Origin of the sequence: Wohlfahrtiimonas larvae, assembly GCF_002006755.1 — a bacterium.
Lineage (GTDB): Bacteria > Pseudomonadota > Gammaproteobacteria > Cardiobacteriales > Wohlfahrtiimonadaceae > Wohlfahrtiimonas > Wohlfahrtiimonas larvae.
This window is the reverse complement of sequence record NZ_MVDO01000225.1, coordinates 1-17,001: the sequence shown is the minus strand read 5'-3', so window position 1 is coordinate 17,001 and position 17,001 is coordinate 1. Positions and strand designations below refer to the sequence as shown.

The 17,001-nt window shown below is 37.8% G+C and carries 17 protein-coding genes; 10 read left to right on the top strand and 7 right to left on the bottom strand.

What is annotated here, in order from left to right; translation table 11 throughout:
* The 6 genes from BZK14_RS11800 to pcnB all read left to right on the top strand — a co-directional run.
* Positions 1–305, top strand: a 305-nt coding sequence (locus BZK14_RS11800; RefSeq protein ID WP_171973722.1) for an aquaporin, incomplete at its 5' end; no start/stop codon positions are given.
* Between the two features lie 9 nt (positions 306–314).
* Complete coding sequence (glpK, locus tag BZK14_RS11795; protein ID WP_077926670.1) at positions 315–1,814, top strand: glycerol kinase GlpK; 1,500 nt, start codon at positions 315–317, stop codon at positions 1,812–1,814.
* Positions 1,815–1,849: 35 nt separating this feature from the next.
* The gene (locus BZK14_RS11790; RefSeq protein WP_077926669.1) at positions 1,850–3,520 is read left to right on the top strand and encodes a glycerol-3-phosphate dehydrogenase/oxidase; all 1,671 of its coding nucleotides are present in this window, start codon (positions 1,850–1,852) and stop codon (positions 3,518–3,520) included.
* Between the two features lie 180 nt (positions 3,521–3,700).
* A complete protein-coding gene (gene rplM, locus BZK14_RS11785) occupies positions 3,701–4,129 on the top strand; it encodes a 50S ribosomal protein L13 (RefSeq protein ID WP_077926668.1) in 429 nt (142 codons plus the stop codon).
* A 17-nt stretch (positions 4,130–4,146) separates the two neighbouring features.
* Positions 4,147–4,539, top strand: coding sequence for a 30S ribosomal protein S9 (rpsI, locus tag BZK14_RS11780; RefSeq protein ID WP_077926667.1), 393 nt, complete (start codon positions 4,147–4,149; stop codon positions 4,537–4,539).
* A gap of 74 nt (positions 4,540–4,613) precedes the next feature.
* Positions 4,614–5,849 carry a polynucleotide adenylyltransferase PcnB gene (gene pcnB / locus BZK14_RS11775; RefSeq protein WP_077926666.1) on the top strand — a complete coding sequence of 412 codons (1,236 nt, stop codon included), beginning with the start codon at positions 4,614–4,616 and terminating at the stop codon, positions 5,847–5,849.
* Positions 5,850–5,854: 5 nt separating this feature from the next.
* Here the strand turns inward: pcnB and speD are convergent, their stop codons facing one another.
* Genes speD through BZK14_RS11755 form a run of 5 tightly spaced genes read right to left on the bottom strand, consistent with a single transcriptional unit; the run spans position 5,855 to position 9,394 of the window.
* Entirely contained in the window at positions 5,855–6,214 is a 360-nt protein-coding gene (gene speD / locus BZK14_RS11770) for an adenosylmethionine decarboxylase (RefSeq protein WP_077926665.1), read from the bottom strand.
* Entirely contained in the window at positions 6,215–6,355 is a 141-nt protein-coding gene (locus BZK14_RS13390; RefSeq protein ID WP_171973721.1) for a hypothetical protein, read from the bottom strand. It lies immediately after the preceding gene.
* 15 nt (positions 6,356–6,370) lie between these two features.
* On the bottom strand, positions 6,371–7,951 hold the full coding sequence (locus BZK14_RS11765; protein WP_077926664.1) for a DUF4178 domain-containing protein: 1,581 nt from the start codon (positions 7,949–7,951) through the stop codon (positions 6,371–6,373).
* Positions 7,952–7,960: 9 nt separating this feature from the next.
* Positions 7,961–8,971: an SPFH domain-containing protein gene (locus tag BZK14_RS11760; RefSeq protein WP_077926663.1), complete on the bottom strand. Its 1,011-nt coding sequence runs from the start codon at positions 8,969–8,971 to the stop codon at positions 7,961–7,963.
* A gap of 24 nt (positions 8,972–8,995) precedes the next feature.
* On the bottom strand, positions 8,996–9,394 hold the full coding sequence (locus BZK14_RS11755; protein WP_077926662.1) for a DUF350 domain-containing protein: 399 nt from the start codon (positions 9,392–9,394) through the stop codon (positions 8,996–8,998).
* Between the two features lie 129 nt (positions 9,395–9,523).
* Here BZK14_RS11755 and BZK14_RS11750 point away from each other — a divergent pair, with 129 nt between their 5' ends.
* Both BZK14_RS11750 and BZK14_RS11745 read left to right on the top strand, forming a co-directional pair.
* Positions 9,524–11,038 (top strand): polyamine aminopropyltransferase, encoded by a 1,515-nt coding sequence (locus BZK14_RS11750; RefSeq protein WP_077926661.1) that lies wholly within the window; start codon positions 9,524–9,526, stop codon positions 11,036–11,038.
* A gap of 1 nt (position 11,039) precedes the next feature.
* The gene (locus tag BZK14_RS11745) at positions 11,040–12,662 is read left to right on the top strand and encodes an NAD(P)-binding protein (protein WP_245831343.1); all 1,623 of its coding nucleotides are present in this window, start codon (positions 11,040–11,042) and stop codon (positions 12,660–12,662) included.
* Here BZK14_RS11745 and BZK14_RS11740 read toward each other — a convergent pair.
* Both BZK14_RS11740 and BZK14_RS11735 read right to left on the bottom strand, forming a co-directional pair.
* The gene (locus BZK14_RS11740; RefSeq protein WP_077926660.1) at positions 12,640–13,251 is read right to left on the bottom strand and encodes an arylesterase; all 612 of its coding nucleotides are present in this window, start codon (positions 13,249–13,251) and stop codon (positions 12,640–12,642) included. The genes BZK14_RS11745 and BZK14_RS11740 overlap by 23 nt on opposite strands.
* A 127-nt stretch (positions 13,252–13,378) precedes the next feature.
* The gene (locus BZK14_RS11735; RefSeq protein WP_077926671.1) at positions 13,379–14,200 is read right to left on the bottom strand and encodes a BRO family protein; all 822 of its coding nucleotides are present in this window, start codon (positions 14,198–14,200) and stop codon (positions 13,379–13,381) included.
* A gap of 237 nt (positions 14,201–14,437) precedes the next feature.
* On the opposite strand from BZK14_RS11735, the gene BZK14_RS11730 reads away from it, so the two are divergent.
* Positions 14,438–15,124 carry an ABC transporter ATP-binding protein gene (locus tag BZK14_RS11730; RefSeq protein ID WP_077926659.1) on the top strand — a complete coding sequence of 229 codons (687 nt, stop codon included), beginning with the start codon at positions 14,438–14,440 and terminating at the stop codon, positions 15,122–15,124.
* Positions 15,117–17,001 (top strand): ABC transporter permease (locus BZK14_RS11725; RefSeq protein ID WP_143691467.1); only part of this gene is annotated, 1,885 nt, incomplete at its 3' end. The genes BZK14_RS11730 and BZK14_RS11725, both read left to right, overlap by 8 nt.

Genomic DNA, 17,001 nt, shown 5'->3' with positions numbered 1-17,001 from the left:
GATATGCGATTAACCCTGCCCGCGATTTTGGCCCAAGATTGATGCATGCTTTGATGCCCATTGCAGGTAAAACAGATTCTAATTGGCGGTATGCATTTGTACCTGTATTAGGGCCAATGGTTGGCACTATAATTGGTACGGCATTATATGGGCTTTTTTATCGTACAGGTGCTTCAAATACGATGAGCTTTTTGGGCAGCTTAGTCTGGTTAATTATTGGCAGTGTATTGTGTTTTTTTCTATTACGTTATGGAAAACAAAAACAAGCAGAAAATCATATTGTAGAATCAAGTTCTAAGATTTAAGGAGTTATTATGCAAAAGTTTGTGATGGCAATTGATCAAGGCACAACAAGTACCCGTGCAATTATTTTTGACAAGGCGGGCAATATTAAAGGTGTTGCACAAAAAGAATTTCGCCAAATCTTTCCTCAGCCAGGCTGGGTAGAACATGACCCTACAGAAATTTGGTCATCTGTTTTATCTGTGATTACAGAAGCATTAACAGAGAATAATGTGAGTCCTGAACAAATTGCAACGATTGGAATTACAAACCAACGTGAAACCACCGTTGTTTGGGATAAAGAAACTGGGTTGCCTATTTATAATGCTCTAGTTTGGCAGTCAAGACAAACAGATAAAATTTGTAATGAGCTTAAGGCAGAAGGTTATGAGCCTTTATTTAAAGAAAAAACAGGATTATTGTTAGATCCTTATTTTTCAGGCACCAAGGTTGCTTGGATTTTAGATCATGTTAAGGGGGCTCGTGAGCGTGCGGAAAAAGGTGATTTATTATTTGGGACAATTGATACTTGGCTCATTTGGAAGTTAACTGGTGGAGCAGCGCACGTAACTGATTATTCCAATGCTAGTCGTACATTGATGTATAACATTTATGATTTGAAATGGGATGAAGAGTTGCTCAAAATTTTGAATATTCCATCATCTATGTTGCCAACAGTATGTTCTTCATCAGAGGTTTATGGCCACACAATTGCTCAAAACTTCTTAGGTCAAGAAATTACAATCTCAGGGGCTGCCGGCGATCAACAAGCGGCATTGTTTGGTCAAGCATGTTTTAAAGAGGGTATGGCCAAAAATACTTATGGTACTGGTTGTTTTATGTTAATGAACACAGGTGAAAAACAAGTTAAATCACAAAGTGGCTTATTGACAACATTAGCATGGGGCATTGATGGAAAAGTAGAATATGCCTTAGAAGGTTCAATTTTCGTTGCAGGTTCTGCAATTCAGTGGTTACGTGATGGGCTGCGTATGTTTCAGCATGCAAAATTATCAGAAGATTATGCAAGTCGTGTAGAGTCTGCGGAAGGTGTTTATGTTGTGCCTGCCTTTGTTGGCTTAGGAACACCTTATTGGGATTCGGAAGCTCGTGGGGCAATTTTTGGATTAACACGTGGTACACAAAAAGAACATTTTATTCGTGCCACTTTAGAGGCAATAGCATATCAGTCTCGAGATGTTTTACAGGCTATGGAAAAAGATTCTGGATTAAAGTTGACGGCATTACGCGTTGATGGTGGTGCTGCAATGAATAACTTCTTAATGCAATTCCAGTCAGATATTTTAGGTGTTGATGTTGATCGACCAAAAATTAATGAAACAACTGCATTGGGCGCTGCATATTTAGCAGGATTAGCGACAGGTTATTGGTCATCTCAAGAAGAAATTCACCAAAATTGGTCGTTAGATCAAAAATACACGCCAAAAATGTCAGAAGATGAACGTGCTAAACTATATCATGGTTGGGAATGTGCAATTAAAGCAACACAGGCATTTAAACCGAATATATAATAGATGAAACTTGATTATTAAATAAGGAGCAATTCATGGCATTTTCAGGTATGAATCGTCAAGATACTATTCAAAAACTTCAGAATAATATTTATGATGTTTTAGTCATTGGTGGTGGGATTACAGGTGCTGGAATTGCTCTCGATGCTGCTAAACGAGGTATGAAGGTCGCATTGATCGAAATGCAAGATTTTGCAGCAGGTACAAGTAGCCGTTCTACAAAATTGATTCATGGTGGGTTGCGTTATTTAAAGCAATTACAAGTGGGTGTCGTGATGCATTCAGGACGTGAACGTGCTGTGGTTTATGAGAATGGGCCACATGTCACAACACCAGAATGGATGTTGTTACCAATGCATCGAGGTGGTACTTTTGGCCCTTTATCAACGTCAATTGGCTTACGTGTTTATGATCTCCTTGCTGGTGTGAAAAAAGATGAGCAAAAAAGCATGTTGAATCGACATCAAACTATTCAAAAAGCCCCTTTAGTGCGTCAAGATGGATTAGTCGGAGCAGGTTATTATGTGGAATATCGAACAGATGATGCGCGCCTGACTATTGAAGTGATGAAAAAAGCTGTAGAATTTGGTGCAACGGTTGTAAACTATGCGAAAGGTGAGTCATTCATTTATAATGATCAAAACCAAATCACAGGTATGAATGTTAAAGACTTATTTAGCCATTTGGAATTTACAATTCAAGCAAAAAAAGTGATCAATGCCACAGGTCCTTGGGTGGATGAAAATCGCAAAAAAGACAAAGCTAAACCCAATAATAAACACCTACGTTTAACCAAAGGGATTCACTTAGTTGTGGATCAAATACACTTTCCACTAAAGCAGGCAGTATATTTTGATACAGAAAAAGATAAACGCATGATCTTTGCTGTGCCGCGTAATGGTAAAACATATATTGGAACCACAGACACTGTTTATGAAGCTGATCAAGCCAATCCAATTGCAACTAAGGCTGATCGCGATTATATCATTGCTGCTGTTAATTATATGTTTCCAACGGTGCAATTAACGGCGGATAAAATTGAGTCATCTTGGGCTGGGGTGCGTCCATTGATTTGGGAAGAAGGTAAAAATCCTTCTGAAATTTCTCGTAAAGATGAAATTTGGGAATCAGAAACAGGTTTGCTCACTATTGCAGGCGGTAAATTAACGGGCTATCGTCATATGGCAGAGGAAGTTGTAGATAAGCTGGCAAGCATTTTACAACGTGATTTTAGTTTACAGTTCAAACCATGTATGACAAAAAATCAGCCTGTATCTGGTGGTGATGTTGGTGGTTCTGCTAAATTTGATGCTTTTATTCAAGCACAGGCAAAAATTGGTGAATCAGTAGGTTTATCACAATCAGAAGCAGTTTTTTTAGCTCAGTTTTATGGAACTAATGCTCAAGTGATGTTTGATGAATTTAAAGCAAACCCTGTAGAAGATACGGATGCTTTAAGCCGTTTGACACAATTAAGATTATGGTATGCTCTCAATCATGAATGTGTGATGACACCTTGCGATTTTTTAATTCGACGCACAGGACATTTATTTTTTAATATTGCTGAAGCGATGAAAGAAAAAGATGGTGTTATTGAATATATGGCAGCTTACTTTCAATGGGATGCAGATATTATCGCGACTATGGTGGCAAATGTTGAACAAGCATTTAAGTTTGCGACAGAATTTCCTGATGAAAAACAGTAATAAGGCTTGAAATATCCTTCGATTTAAGTAAAATGGTGCGATCGTTTACCAGCGACCCCTAACGGTGGTTGTCTTTTAAAAAGGCTTTGAGGTGAACGGGATGAGAGCTTCGGCTCTTTCATCTTAGGGCAATAGTAAGATAACTTTTAGTTAGAGATTATTTATTTTTTGGAGTTTTCAATGAAAACATTTAGTGCAAAACCTGCTGACGTTGTTCGCGAATGGTATGTGATTGATGCAGAAGGCAAAACACTTGGTCGTTTAGCAACAGAAGTTGCAAAACGTTTACGTGGCAAACATAAAGCAGAATATACACCGCACGTTGATACAGGCGATTATATTATTGTTGTGAATGCTGAGAAAGTACGTGTAACTGGTAATAAATTGAAGCAAAAAATTTACTACAAGCACACAGGCTATGTTGGTCACTTAAGACAAACTTCTTTAGAGAAAATGTTAGAAAGCAATCCTGAGCGTGTTTTAGAATTCGCTGTAAAAGGTATGTTGCCGAAGAACGTTTTAGGTAGAGATATGTTCCGTAAACTAAAGATCGTTGTAGGTCCTGAACATACTCATGCTGCACAGCAACCTAAAGTTTTAGACTTTTAATTTAAGGAAGATAAATCATGGCAGTGAACCAAAATTATGGTACAGGTCGTAGAAAGACCTCAGCAGCTCGCGTTTTCTTGCGTAAAGGTACAGGAAGCATCGTTATCAATGGTAAACCATTAGACGAATACTTCGGTCGTAAAACAGCATGTATGGTTGTTCGTCAACCATTAGAGTTGTTAGAAGCAACAGAGCAATTTGATGTATACGTAACTGTATCTGGCGGTGGTCAATCTGGCCAAGCTGGTGCAATTCGTCACGGTTTGACTCGTGCATTGATCGAATATGATGAAGTTAATCGTTCACCATTACGTAAAGCTGGTTATGTAACTCGTGATGCTCGTGAAGTTGAACGTAAGAAAGTTGGCTTACGTAAAGCTCGTCGTGCAACTCAGTTCTCAAAACGTTAATCGTTTTACAGTTCTACAATATTACAAGCCTTTCTATTGCAGAAAGGCTTTCTTTTTATTATTTAGTATTCAGTGTGAATAAGAAAATATATACCTCAGAAGATCATGGCCTTATTTCTAGGCAGATTTCTAAAAATGCATTACAAGTGATTAGTACCTTAACAAATGCAGGCTATGAAGCCTACATTGTGGGTGGTGCTGTGCGTGACTTATTATTAAATAAAGCACCGAAAGATTTTGATATTGCAACAAATGCACATCCAGAACAGATCAAGCGATTATTTAGAAATTGCAGACTTGTTGGCAGAAGATTTCGTTTAGCTCATATTTTATTTGGTCGCGATATTATAGAAGTTGCAACATTTAGAGCAGAATCCAATGATGATAATGCTAAGCAAGATCGTAAAGTGGATGATGATGGGTTTTTAGTACGCGATAATGTTTATGGCACGATTGAAGATGATGCATTACGCCGTGACTTCACTTTGAACGCACTTTATTATGATCCTCTTCATAATATTATTGTGGATTATACCAATGGCTTTGAAGATCTTAAATCTGGTCATTTAAAACTCATCGGTGATCCTGCTAAGCGCTTTCGTGAAGATCCTGTACGGATGTTGCGCGCGGTACGTTTTGAAGTGAAATTAGGTTTTGCATTGCCACAAGATTTAGTGGATGCTATTCATCAAATGAGCTATTTATTGCAAACGGTTTCGCCTGCAAGAATGTTTGATGAAGTGATTAAGCTTTTATTGAATGGGCAGGGCAATGGAATTTATCAGCAATTGCGTCATTATCACTTGTTTGGGCAAATTTTCCCACAAACAGAGCGTGCATTGATTGAATTAGGTAATCCTAAAGATCATTTATTGATTGCAGCATTGAATAATTCAGACAATCGTATTAATGAAGGTTTTGGTGCTTCCTCCTATTTTTTATATGCAGCATTATTATGGGAACCATTTCTGGATGAATATCATGTTTTGATTTCAGATAATATTGCATCGCATGATGCAAGTATAATCGCAGCTGATAAAATTTTGCGTAAACAACAAGATTATACGATGATCCCTAAACGGATTTCTTCACAGATTACTGATTTATGGAAATATCAGTTCCGTTTGACGAATGTGAAAGCTAGAAAACAGAAAGGTGGCATTGGTAAAATACTACATCATCCACGATTCAAAGCTGCATATGATTTCTTATTATTGCGTAAAGATGCTTATGAGTCTGAAGAGGTTGTGGAGGCAGCTAATTTCTGGAAAAAAACCTGGGAACGGAATGCTGATGCTCAGCAGAAATAATAATATTAAGGTTTGCCTCGCTGTATGATTTTAATATCATGCTGAATTGGGGCAAACGCTTGAATGAATAATTGTATTGCTTGGTTCATATCTTTATCGCCACACATAAATATATCAATGGCAGCAAAGCCTTCTTCTGGCCATGTATGAATACTCATATGAGATTCTGCCAATAACAATACGCCAGTTACACCTAAATTCTCACCAAAATGATGCAAATGTGATTGCAAAATAGTTGCTTTGAGTGCTTTTGCTACATTTAGCATAATAGATTCAATCAATTCAGGATGAGTTAATTGTGTAGGCTTGATACCGTATAAATCTAAAATAATATGTTGTCCATGGGCATGAAATTGTGTATTCATTTATTTATGCCATCCACCTGATGATCTATAAATTGTGCTGCCAGATGATGAATAGCTACGATTACTATCAACGGTTGTGTAGTTGATAATTGTTGCAATTGTAATGATAATAATTGCATACCAAGCATAAAAGGTTTTCATTGTGACTTATCCTTATCAATTATTGGCAACGGAGTGCAATAAAATGCCAACAATGATGGCAGAAATTAAAAATTGCCCAAAATCCATTAAGAAAATAGGGATGTTAATTACCAAAAAGATAATAAAAAATACTGCGGTAGCATTATTTTTGGGTTGATAGTCACTTGAATGTGTCAATAAAGATGATTGTGCTTGTAGAGAAATTTGTTTTAATCCACCTGAATCTTTGAACCATTCATTCAACTTCTTTTGAGAAATACTTGTGGCTTTACTCCAACTCATTTCGCTATCTGTTATCTCCATGGATAATTTTTCATTCTCTTTGCCATAGTCGACGTAATATGTCATATCACCAGGGCTGACTTGGTAATAGAAAGAGCCAATAGCAAATTTTACGCGACCGCCATAATCATATAATTTAGTAATTAATTGGCCTGTTGGATAAATTGGGCGTAAATCTTTTCTCAGTTTAGGCCATATATTTTGTGTATTAGAAACTGCCCAATCATTGGGACCACTTTGCACAAGCCACATGAATTGATCAGGATATGAAAATAGGAGATATTCATGCCATTGATCCCCTGTAAAAGTTACAAAATCTTTTTTAAGTTTATGTTGGATGGCAAAGTTTGTTTCATCGCCCTCCAATTCAGATTGGCACATCATGCCAATCACAGTCCATTCTTTGCCATCAATTTTAGCTTTTTGCCCAATTTCTAAAGCCATAGCTTCGTGTTGAATGGCACGTAAATTATGCGCTTTAATCAATTCTGCAACGTTATCATTAATGGCAATTTCAGAACCACAATAACGGCAATTCACATTTTCAGTAATACCTGTGATCCATTGGATATTACCACCACAATTGGGGCATTTGCTCTCTTGTGTAGCGCCTTTTAATTCGCCAGCTGTTTCTTGGATATCTAGTTCAGATCGGAGATGCTGCCAAGATAATTGATGAAAATTCACAGCAAAACCAAGAAAAACTTCGATTTCATAACTATGAGAATAATCTAATGTGATGAAGCGCTCTTCAGATCTTGCATCGATCACACGAATTGTAGAATCTTTCTTAGGAATGAAAGGCAATTCTCCTTGAACTGCATTGTGTAATAACTTTGCTTCACGAATATCGCTGACATAAAAGGGATGATGGCCTTTGCCTAATAGAATTTCTTCACTCACTAATGCATCAAAAAAAGCAGGGAAGGCTTGATCAGGCTCTTTTTGATAAGGCTCTAGATAAACATAATGTCCGTTGCTATCAGATAACCAGCCTGTTTTCCCCGAATTGAATTGGATGTACCATTCATTCCATGTGCCACCAACTTTTTGCTTGTCATCTTTATCATGATATTGAACCTGTAAGCGACCAATAACTTGGAAGTTATCATTATTGATGATACCTGTTGAGCCAATTTGAATGGCACTAAAATCTTCTAAAATGGCAGAATGTTCTCCAGATAATGCCAAGCTATTGTTGTTGAATAATAGGTTTGATTGACATTTCGGGCAGGCAACCATTAAGGTTGTCTGTGATTGAATATCAATTTTTGCTCCACAACTTGGGCAGAATGCTGAGAAAAATGTTGCCATATTGAATGATTATCCTATGAGTTGACGCAGAACTTCAGCTTTAGCTTTATCGTAATCTTCTGCTGTGATTAAGCCTTTTTGGAGCAACTCATTGAGTTGAGATAATTTTGCTGTGTGATCATTGGTATTGCTTGGTGCTACTGTTGCTTGAGCTGTGGTAGGCTTTTGTTGCATTGCATCTGCCATCATTTGTCCCATGGTTAAACCTGCGCCCATGCTCATACCAACGCCCGCAGCACCGCCTTCATTTTGTGCTGCGAGTGGAATGCTGTTGGCCATTTGATACTGCGTATAAGCGGATAAATCACCGATGATGCCCATTGAAATACGATCATCCAATGTCTTTTGTAACGCTGGTGGCAATGTGATGCTTTCAATCAAGAAGCTTTCCAACTGCAAACCTAAGTTAACAAAGTGCTCTTGTAATGCTTGTTGAACTAACTTGGATAATTCAGTTAAGTTCGCAGCCATATCAATGAATGGAATATTTTTATTGCCCAAAACTGTGGATAATGTTGTCACACATACATTACGCAATTGATCATCCAATTGAGATTTATAAAACTCTTCTGTAATGCCCGCAACTTCTGTGAAGAATTTACGAGAATCAATCACGCGATAACTATAGTTACCAAAACCACGCACAGAGATTAAGCCAAATTCATTATCACGAATGGTAATCGGTTGCGCTGTTCCCCAGCCAGAGGCTAATTGCTGACGAGTATTGAAGAAATAAACATCAGATTTAAACGGCGATTGGAATAGCTTATCCCAGTTTTTTAAGTTCGTTAAGACTGGCAAGTTATTGGTGGTTAATTTATAAGAACCTGCTGTGAACTCATCTGCCAATTTGCCTTCATTCACAAATAAAGCCACTTGCGATTCGCGCACGATTAAAGCAGCACCATTTTGAATCTCTTCATCTGCAATTGGGAAGCGCCACATCAACAGCTCAGGATTTGGATCTGGCCATTGGATAACATCTATGAATTGCTTTTTAATAAAACGACCTAAGCCCATGTTTGACTCCTTGATGATTGGTGATTAGCTCAATGCTGCGCCATTGATTAAACCGATTGCAATGGAAAAGGCTGCAAATAAGCATCCCACAGCAATATTGTTTTTTGCTAATTCAATGCTTGCATTTTTAATGAGGCGGGTCGCCACAAAGTAAACCAATAATTGAATGACTGTTGCTAATAATGACCAAATTAAAAATCCAAGTAAGGATAATGTTGTGCTCATACTGGATGTGATGGTAATACAGAAACCAATCAACGCTCCACCAAATGAAATAGCGCAAGCAATGTTACCTTCCTTTATGAGCTTGATTTCTTTAAGTGGTGTCATCCATAGATAAATGACAGCAAAGGAACCTGTCATAACGACGGCAAGCGCAATGTATTGTAGATATAAAATATATTGTGATACTAATTCGTTCATGAGGTTGCCCCTGAGGTTCGGTATTGTAATCGTTGAATTTTACTATATTTTCTGACTTTATCCCACTTGAAAACGAGGATCATGCTAATATCTCAGCCTTTAATGATCATAATTATATAGCACCCAATCATGTTTAATCGTACCCTCATCATCTCTGTTTTTGTGGTGGCAAGCTGTGGGCTTGCTTATGAACTCATCATTGCAGCATTAGCCAGTTATTTATTGGGCGATTCTATTTTGCAATTTTCCACGATCATTGGTGGTTATCTGTTTGCAATGGGGATCGGTGCGCATTTAACACGCTATATAAAAGATGAGGATGCACTTACGCGATTCATTGATATTGAATTATTAGTTGGGTTAGTGGGTGGTATTTGTGCATTATTACTCTTTATTCTATTTGGCTTATCTTCTGCACCATTTCGCGTGATTGTTTATTCACTCGTTTTTATCATCGGTACGATTGTGGGCATGGAAATTCCGCTTGTGATGCGCGTGATGAACCAATACAAAACAGATTTTAAAGAGCTTGTGAGTAAAGTATTAACCTTCGATTATATGGGCGCTTTAGCAGTTTCATTATTGTTCCCATTAGTGTTGGCGCCAAAATTGGGGATGGCGAGAAGTGCGCTGTTATTTGGTATTTTGAATACATTGGTGGCGATTTTTACCTGCCATGTTTTCCGTGCGCAGTTAGCAAAATATAAAATGCTCATGATCAAAGGTAACATTGTATTGATCGCGCTATTAACCGCATTCTTCTTTGCCAATGATTTAACAGAAACCGCAGAGCAGCATTATTTTGGTGATCCAATTGTGTATCAATACAATTCACCGTATCAGCGTTTGGTTTTGACAAAATATAAAGATGACACACGTTTATTTATCAATGGTAATTTGCAGTTTTCTTCGATGGATGAAGCGCGTTATCACGAAGCTTTAGTTTTACCTGTGATGGAAAATGTGTCGAAAGCTGAAAATATTTTGATTTTGGGTGGTGGTGATGGCTTAGCAACGCGCGAAGTTTTGAAATATCCTGATGTAAAATCCATCACATTGGTGGATTTAGATCCGAAAATGACGGAACTTTTTAGAACATCAGCCCAATTAACGCTTTTAAATGATAATGCGTTGAACAATGAAAAAGTTACGATCGTGAATGAAGATGCTGCAAAATGGTTAGAAAGGCAAACTAAACAATATGATGTGATCATTATTGATCTACCTGATCCTTCTAATTTTTCTTTGGGTAAATTATATTCTGTGCCGATGTATCGTTTAGTGAAACAGCATTTAACATCGAATGGAGTGATGGTTGTACAGGCAACTTCACCATATTTTGCACCACATGCTTTTGGTAGCATCAATAAAACATTGCAAGCAGCGAACCTTAAAACATTGCCATATCATGCTTATGTCCCTTCTTTTGGTGAATGGGGCTATATTTTAGCGAATCGTGATGGCAACTTTATGATCCCAGAAAGTTATCAAGTTGCAACGCGTTATTTGGATAAAGAAACCACCGCACAAATGTTTAAATTCCCTTTAGATATGCCTGTCAGAACAGATTTAGAAGCAAACCATTTGAATACGCAAATCTTAGTGAAATACTTTGAGCAAGATTGGCGAAAGGTTACGCCATAATATGAGCTGGAATCGACGACAATTCTTGATTAATGGTATAGGTTTAACGGCAACGATTGGTTTGGGTGGTTATACTTATTTTTCAAGAATGCCAGAAAAACCTACAATCAATGTTAATTTTGCAGGGATGGAATTAGGGCATGCCATTCGTGAGCATGCATTTTCACAAGATGAGCCAATCTCTGTACCCATCAAAATGGATACCATCATTGTGGGGAGCGGCGTTGCGGCGATTTCTGCCGCTTGGCAATTGAAAAAACAAGGGCATGATCGATTCTTATTATTGAATGGTCCTGAACGAAGTGGTAATAGCAGAAGCGGGCATTATGAATCCTTAAATTACCCAACGGGTGCGCATTATTTAGCAGAACCCACAATAGAATCCACGCACATTCATGAGATGCTCAAAGATTTAGGGTTATTGAAAAATGGGCAATACGATGAAATGGCGATCGTTCATGCGCCGAGCGAGCGTTTATTTAGAAATAACAAATGGCAATCTGAACTCTTGCCTGAATTAGATAAAGATAGTGAACGATTCTTTGCACAGATTCAAAAGTTTCAGCATAGCTACGGCAATGATGGCAAACGTGCCTTTGTGATTCCCATCGCATTATCATCGCAAGATGAAGCATTCACGCAATTGGATCAAGTCACTTTTGCATCATGGTTAAAGGCAGAGAATTATCAATCAGAATCTTTATTGTGGTATTTGAATTATTGTTGCTTGGATGATTATGGGCAGGGCATTGATCACGTTTCTGCTTGGGCAGGGATTCAATATTTTGCCGCACGGACGCACGCGCAGGATAGTAATCAGCTATTAACTTGGGATGGCGGTTTAGGGACTTTGGTTGAAAAATTGCGTGATTGGATTAGATTTGAAAAGCTTGCCAATTTCCCAGAGCAATTGGCAGATAATTATCGTTATGAAATGGATGGCAGTGCGCTTGCGATTGATGAGCAAGATGATCATGTGATTGTAGATGTGTTGCTGAATCAGAAAAAATATCGCATTAAAGCAAAAAATGTAATCTGTGCTGCGCCGCTTTATATCACGCAATACATTGTGAAGAATTTTGAGCGTTATGGCTTTGATGCCAAGCGTGATTTACCGAATTATGCACCATGGTTGATTGGTAATTTTGTATTAAATGGCTTTCCTTCGGAGGATATTTCTTATCCTTTAGCTTGGGATAATGTGGTTTACCAAGGGCCGACTTTGGGTTATATCAATAGTACGCATCAGCATATTTCTGTGGCAATGCCAGAGAAAACCGTATTCACAAGTTATCGGGTTTTGGATCATAAAGCACCGCAAGATATTCGTGATTGGTTGCGCTATCAAGTCACACAAGATGAATTGACGATGCTCGCAACTGAGGATTTAGAAAAGTTGTATGGTCGTGAATTTGTAAATCGTATTGTGCATGCAGATTTAACAGTGCGCGGGCATGCAATGGCAAGCCCAACAGCAGGATTTTTACAGAATCAAGGTTTGCTGAATTTACGCAATCACCGTTCACGATTGTTATTCGCACACAGTGATTTATCGGGCTATTCAATCTTTGAAGAAGCAAGTTGGTGGGGCATTCAGGCGGCTAATGGGATAATAAAGGCTTAAGCTTTTCCCAAACTGATTCCATCATTAATGGTTGTCCATCTTTATTGGAATGGATGCCATCGCCTTGCATCAAATCATTATTACCGCCAACTTTTTCCACAATGGATGGTAAAACTGCGATTTGGTGTTTTTCACCCAATTCAGGATAAATTGCTAAAAAGCGTTCTAAATAAGCATCACCATAATTGGGTGGCAATTGAATACCTACTAATAAAACTTTGCTGTTGGCTGATTTTGCTAATTCGATCATGCTCGATAAATTATCGGCGATTCTTTTTGGTGGCGTTGCACGTAATCCATCATTGCCACCCAATTCTATGATCGTGATTTCAGGTTTCACTTCTTCCAATGCTTTAGGTAAACGATTTAAGCCATTGGTTGTTGTATCGCCTGAAATGGAGCGATTCACCATTTCATATTGATAACCTTCGGCTTTCAATTTCTCATCCAATAAATTCACCCAACCATCTTTGGGATCAATGCCAAAACCTGCACTAATACTATCGCCCACAACTAAAATGGATTGCGCTTGTGCAAAGCCAATCGTGATGAATAAAGCGAGAATGAGTTTGAGTTGTTTGGTGATCATTTGAGTTAAATCCTGAAAGTATAGAATCTATTGTTATTCAATATTATAGAAAATGTTCAACTGTTCTTTAAATATTTTAGAATTTTTATAGAAAACCCCAATTTTATAATTGGGGTTTGTATTGAAGTTATTTTTTAATTTTATCTATTTTTTTCATATCTCGATTGGTTTTACGCAATTCTTTTTTTACTTGGTTAATATCTTCTTCTAATGGTATATCTTCTGGTTTAATACCACTATTTTGCATCATCATAGTTCTTACATCGCTTGCCACACTTTTAGCTATTTGCGTAGCTTGATTGAGCCCTCTAGCATTTTGTGATTTTATTCTTTCAGCTGTTTGTGTTGCTCTAAAAGAATTGGCGGCTAATTCTGTAACATTCATATAATCGTAAAGTACAGTATTTTTTTTCTGACTATTTGGCATGCCTTTATATGCTTTTAACTCCTGTAACGACATATTATACATTCCTCTAAAGCCAGCATCTTTAAAAATGCCTAGTTGTTTGGGATCGACCCCATGATCACAAGCAACACCACTCATAATATTTTCACCAACTTTTAATTCTGCTCTTGCTTCAATTCTTTGGATATCGAGTTCTTCAAAATCAATTGCCATATCTGCAAAGGCAGCCAATGCTACTTTAGCTTTTGCAACTTGAGGTTTTTTAGAATCTGCATGCATGGTAATCAAGAAACAAGCAAATCTAGTTAATTTATAACTTTTAACTTCTTTGCCACTTTCATCTAAGTAAGGCAAAGGAATGAAAGACTCATCAATTGCAACATCTAATTCAGCACATGAAGCCATTGCTTTATTAATAACTTTTGAAAAAGCACCCCAAGTTTCATAGCCTAATCTTTGCATGAATTCATGAGCAACCCAATAGCGGATACCATTTTGTTTCGCATCTTCTTCAAACAGGTCTATATTAAAATCTTGTGTCATTGTCATTTTCTCAAATTCATCTAAGTATGTTTGAAATTTTATCATAACTAGATACTTAAAAATTTTTAAATATTTTACACATTACTCTTAAAATATTAAAAATCATCAGGTGATTATTGAATAACATTGTTAGTTCATACTGTTGTAATTTGTATGGGAGTAAATACTAAGCAAATATGTTTGGAATTAAAAAATGTTATGATTAGCCAAATAAAACATTAATCATTTGGACAATACATGACGACTATAATTTTGGATGCCCAACATGTTGGAAAAGCTGTAGAAACAACAGAAAAATTAACAATCTTGCAGGATATCTCCTTTCAATTAAACGAGGGCGATAGCCTTGCCATTATTGGTAGTTCTGGTTCTGGTAAATCCACTTTATTGGGATTATTAGCAGGTTTAGATGTACCAACAGAAGGCGAAATTTTGTTGGCAGGTAAGCCACTCAGCCAAATGAGTGAAGATGAACGCGCATCCTTAAGAGCTGAGCATGTGGGCTTTGTATTTCAATCATTCCAATTATTAGAATCCTTAACCGCCGTTGAAAATGTCATGTTGCCTTTAGAATTGGAAGGCAAAAAGAACGCAAGAGAACGCGCGATGGAGCTGTTACAGCGCGTTGGATTAGGTGAGCGAACGCATCATTATCCTAAGCAATTATCAGGCGGTGAGCAGCAACGCGTTGCGATTGCGCGCGCCTTTGCATCGAATCCTACAATCTTATTTGCTGATGAACCCACAGGCAACTTAGATACCAAAACAGGTGAATCCATCATTGAATTACTCTTTCAATTAAATGTGGAAGAGAAAACAACATTAGTTTTAGTGACGCACGAAGCACGATTGGCAGAGCGTTGTCAGCATCGTATTCAGATCGAAGCAGGGCGATTAGTATTGCAGGATTTCAATCATGAATAAGTTATCTTTGATACAATTAGCAGGATTAGCGTTTAAGCAATTGGTTCGAGAAATTCGAGCTGGCGAGCTTAGAATTTTGCTTGTGGCTTTATTGATCACAGTGATGATCAGTACAGCAATTGGTTATTTCAGTACGCGCTTACATGCATCGATGGAAGCACGAGCAAGTGAATTTTTAGCAGCCGATTTAGTACTGCGAAGCAATGAAGATGCGACAGATATACAGCTAAAATTAGCCAAAGATTTAGGATTGAATCACGCTAAAACTGTGAACTTTTCTACAGTGATTTTAAATGGTGATGATCTGCAATTGGTTGCAGTGAAAGCTGCGGATAGTAATTATCCTTTGCGTGGGCAATTGAAAGTTCAGGATGATTTAGAAACGCTTGAATACGCAACGAATGAAGGGCCAAAGCAAGGCGAAGTTTGGGTAGAATCACGTTTATTATATGGTTTGAATTTGAAAGTGGGTGATTTTGTGGATATTGGTAAATTGCCATTGAAGATCACGAAAATCATTACATACGCGCCAGATCGCTCTGCAAATTTTTATAGTTTTAATCCTTTTGCTTTGATGAACCGAGCAGATTTAGAAGCAACAGGCGCAGTGCAAAAAGGTAGCCGCGTGACTTATCGTAATTTATGGTCAGGCGAAATGGATGCAATTAAACAGTTGCAGATTATATTAAAGAAAACGCTAGAACCTAATCAAAAAATATTAACCATTGAGGATAGTAGTGAGCAGGTGGGTAATGCATTAAATCGTGCACAAAACTATCTTAATCTTGCAAGTTTGGTTGGAATTTTATTGGCGAGTGTTGCGATTGCGCTATCAGCCAATCAGTTTGCCAATAATCGTTATGATGCAAGTGCATTACTGCGTTCATTGGGCATGCAACAAAAACAAGTACTTTGGTTATATGGCTTTGAATTACTGTATGTGAGCGCGATCGGTGCAATCATTGGTGCATTATTGGGTTGGTTGGCACAGTTAGGACTATTCTTTTTATTAAAAGATTTGATCAGCGCACAATTACCATCGGGTGGAATCATGCCCGCATTAGCAGGGATTGTCACAGGCTTTACTGTGCTGATAGGTTTTGCATTGCCACCTTTGGCTGCTTTGGGTAGAACACCGCCGCTTCGCGTATTGCGTGAGGACTTATTGCCAACACCATTGAAGAATTTTGTGGTGTATGGCATTGCAGTATTTGCCCTATTTTTAATTATGTGGCAGTTAAGTTTAAACATTGGTTTAACATTAGCTTTGCTTGGTGGTGCAATTGCGATGGTTGTATTGCTTAGTTTTATGCTTTATGTTTCTGTGAAGTTTTTGCGTAGAGCATTATCTCGCTCATCGTTTGTATGGCGCATGGCTTTGGGACAAACGTTGCGTTATCCCGTTAAATCTATGGGGCAAATTGTAGCATTTGGCATTATTTTAATGGCGATGGCATTGGTTGTGATGTTGCGAGGTGAACTTTTGCAAACATGGCAAAATCAATTGCCACATGATTCACCTAATTATTTTGCTATGAACATTATGGCGGATGAAAAAGATGATTTCAGCCGAAAAGTTACTGAGATATCGCCAAATGTTTCGCCATTTTATCCAATGGTTGCAGGGCGATTAACGGAAGTGAATGGTGTTTCTGTGCGTGCAATGACAATGGATAGTGAGCGAGCAAAAAACTCTATTAATCGCGATCTCAATTTAACTTGGAGTATCGATTTACCGAAAGATAATAAAATTATTGAAGGGCAATGGTGGCAGGATAATGATCAAGGAATGGGAATATCTATCGAGGATGATTTAGCTAAAGGATTAAATGCGAAATTGGGTGATGAGGTAACTTTTGTCATTGCAGGGGTTACAC

What these genes read in the sequence shown, in the direction of transcription:
- BZK14_RS11755 (WP_077926662.1), bottom strand. Translation starts at nt 9,394, where the DNA reads ATGAACGAATTAGTATCACAATATATTTTATATCTACAATACATTGCG.
- BZK14_RS11745 (WP_245831343.1), top strand. Translation starts at nt 11,040, where the DNA reads ATGAGCTGGAATCGACGACAATTCTTGATTAATGGTATAGGTTTAACG.
- BZK14_RS11740 (WP_077926660.1), bottom strand. Translation starts at nt 13,251, where the DNA reads ATGATCACCAAACAACTCAAACTCATTCTCGCTTTATTCATCACGATT.
- speD (WP_077926665.1), bottom strand. Translation starts at nt 6,214, where the DNA reads ATGAATACACAATTTCATGCCCATGGACAACATATTATTTTAGATTTA.
- BZK14_RS11735 (WP_077926671.1), bottom strand. Translation starts at nt 14,200, where the DNA reads ATGACACAAGATTTTAATATAGACCTGTTTGAAGAAGATGCGAAACAA.
- BZK14_RS11760 (WP_077926663.1), bottom strand. Translation starts at nt 8,971, where the DNA reads ATGGGCTTAGGTCGTTTTATTAAAAAGCAATTCATAGATGTTATCCAA.
- rpsI (WP_077926667.1), top strand. Translation starts at nt 4,147, where the DNA reads ATGGCAGTGAACCAAAATTATGGTACAGGTCGTAGAAAGACCTCAGCA.
- BZK14_RS11790 (WP_077926669.1), top strand. Translation starts at nt 1,850, where the DNA reads ATGGCATTTTCAGGTATGAATCGTCAAGATACTATTCAAAAACTTCAG.
- glpK (WP_077926670.1), top strand. Translation starts at nt 315, where the DNA reads ATGCAAAAGTTTGTGATGGCAATTGATCAAGGCACAACAAGTACCCGT.
- BZK14_RS11765 (WP_077926664.1), bottom strand. Translation starts at nt 7,951, where the DNA reads ATGGCAACATTTTTCTCAGCATTCTGCCCAAGTTGTGGAGCAAAAATT.
- rplM (WP_077926668.1), top strand. Translation starts at nt 3,701, where the DNA reads ATGAAAACATTTAGTGCAAAACCTGCTGACGTTGTTCGCGAATGGTAT.
- BZK14_RS11730 (WP_077926659.1), top strand. Translation starts at nt 14,438, where the DNA reads ATGACGACTATAATTTTGGATGCCCAACATGTTGGAAAAGCTGTAGAA.
- BZK14_RS11750 (WP_077926661.1), top strand. Translation starts at nt 9,524, where the DNA reads ATGTTTAATCGTACCCTCATCATCTCTGTTTTTGTGGTGGCAAGCTGT.
- BZK14_RS13390 (WP_171973721.1), bottom strand. Translation starts at nt 6,355, where the DNA reads ATGAAAACCTTTTATGCTTGGTATGCAATTATTATCATTACAATTGCA.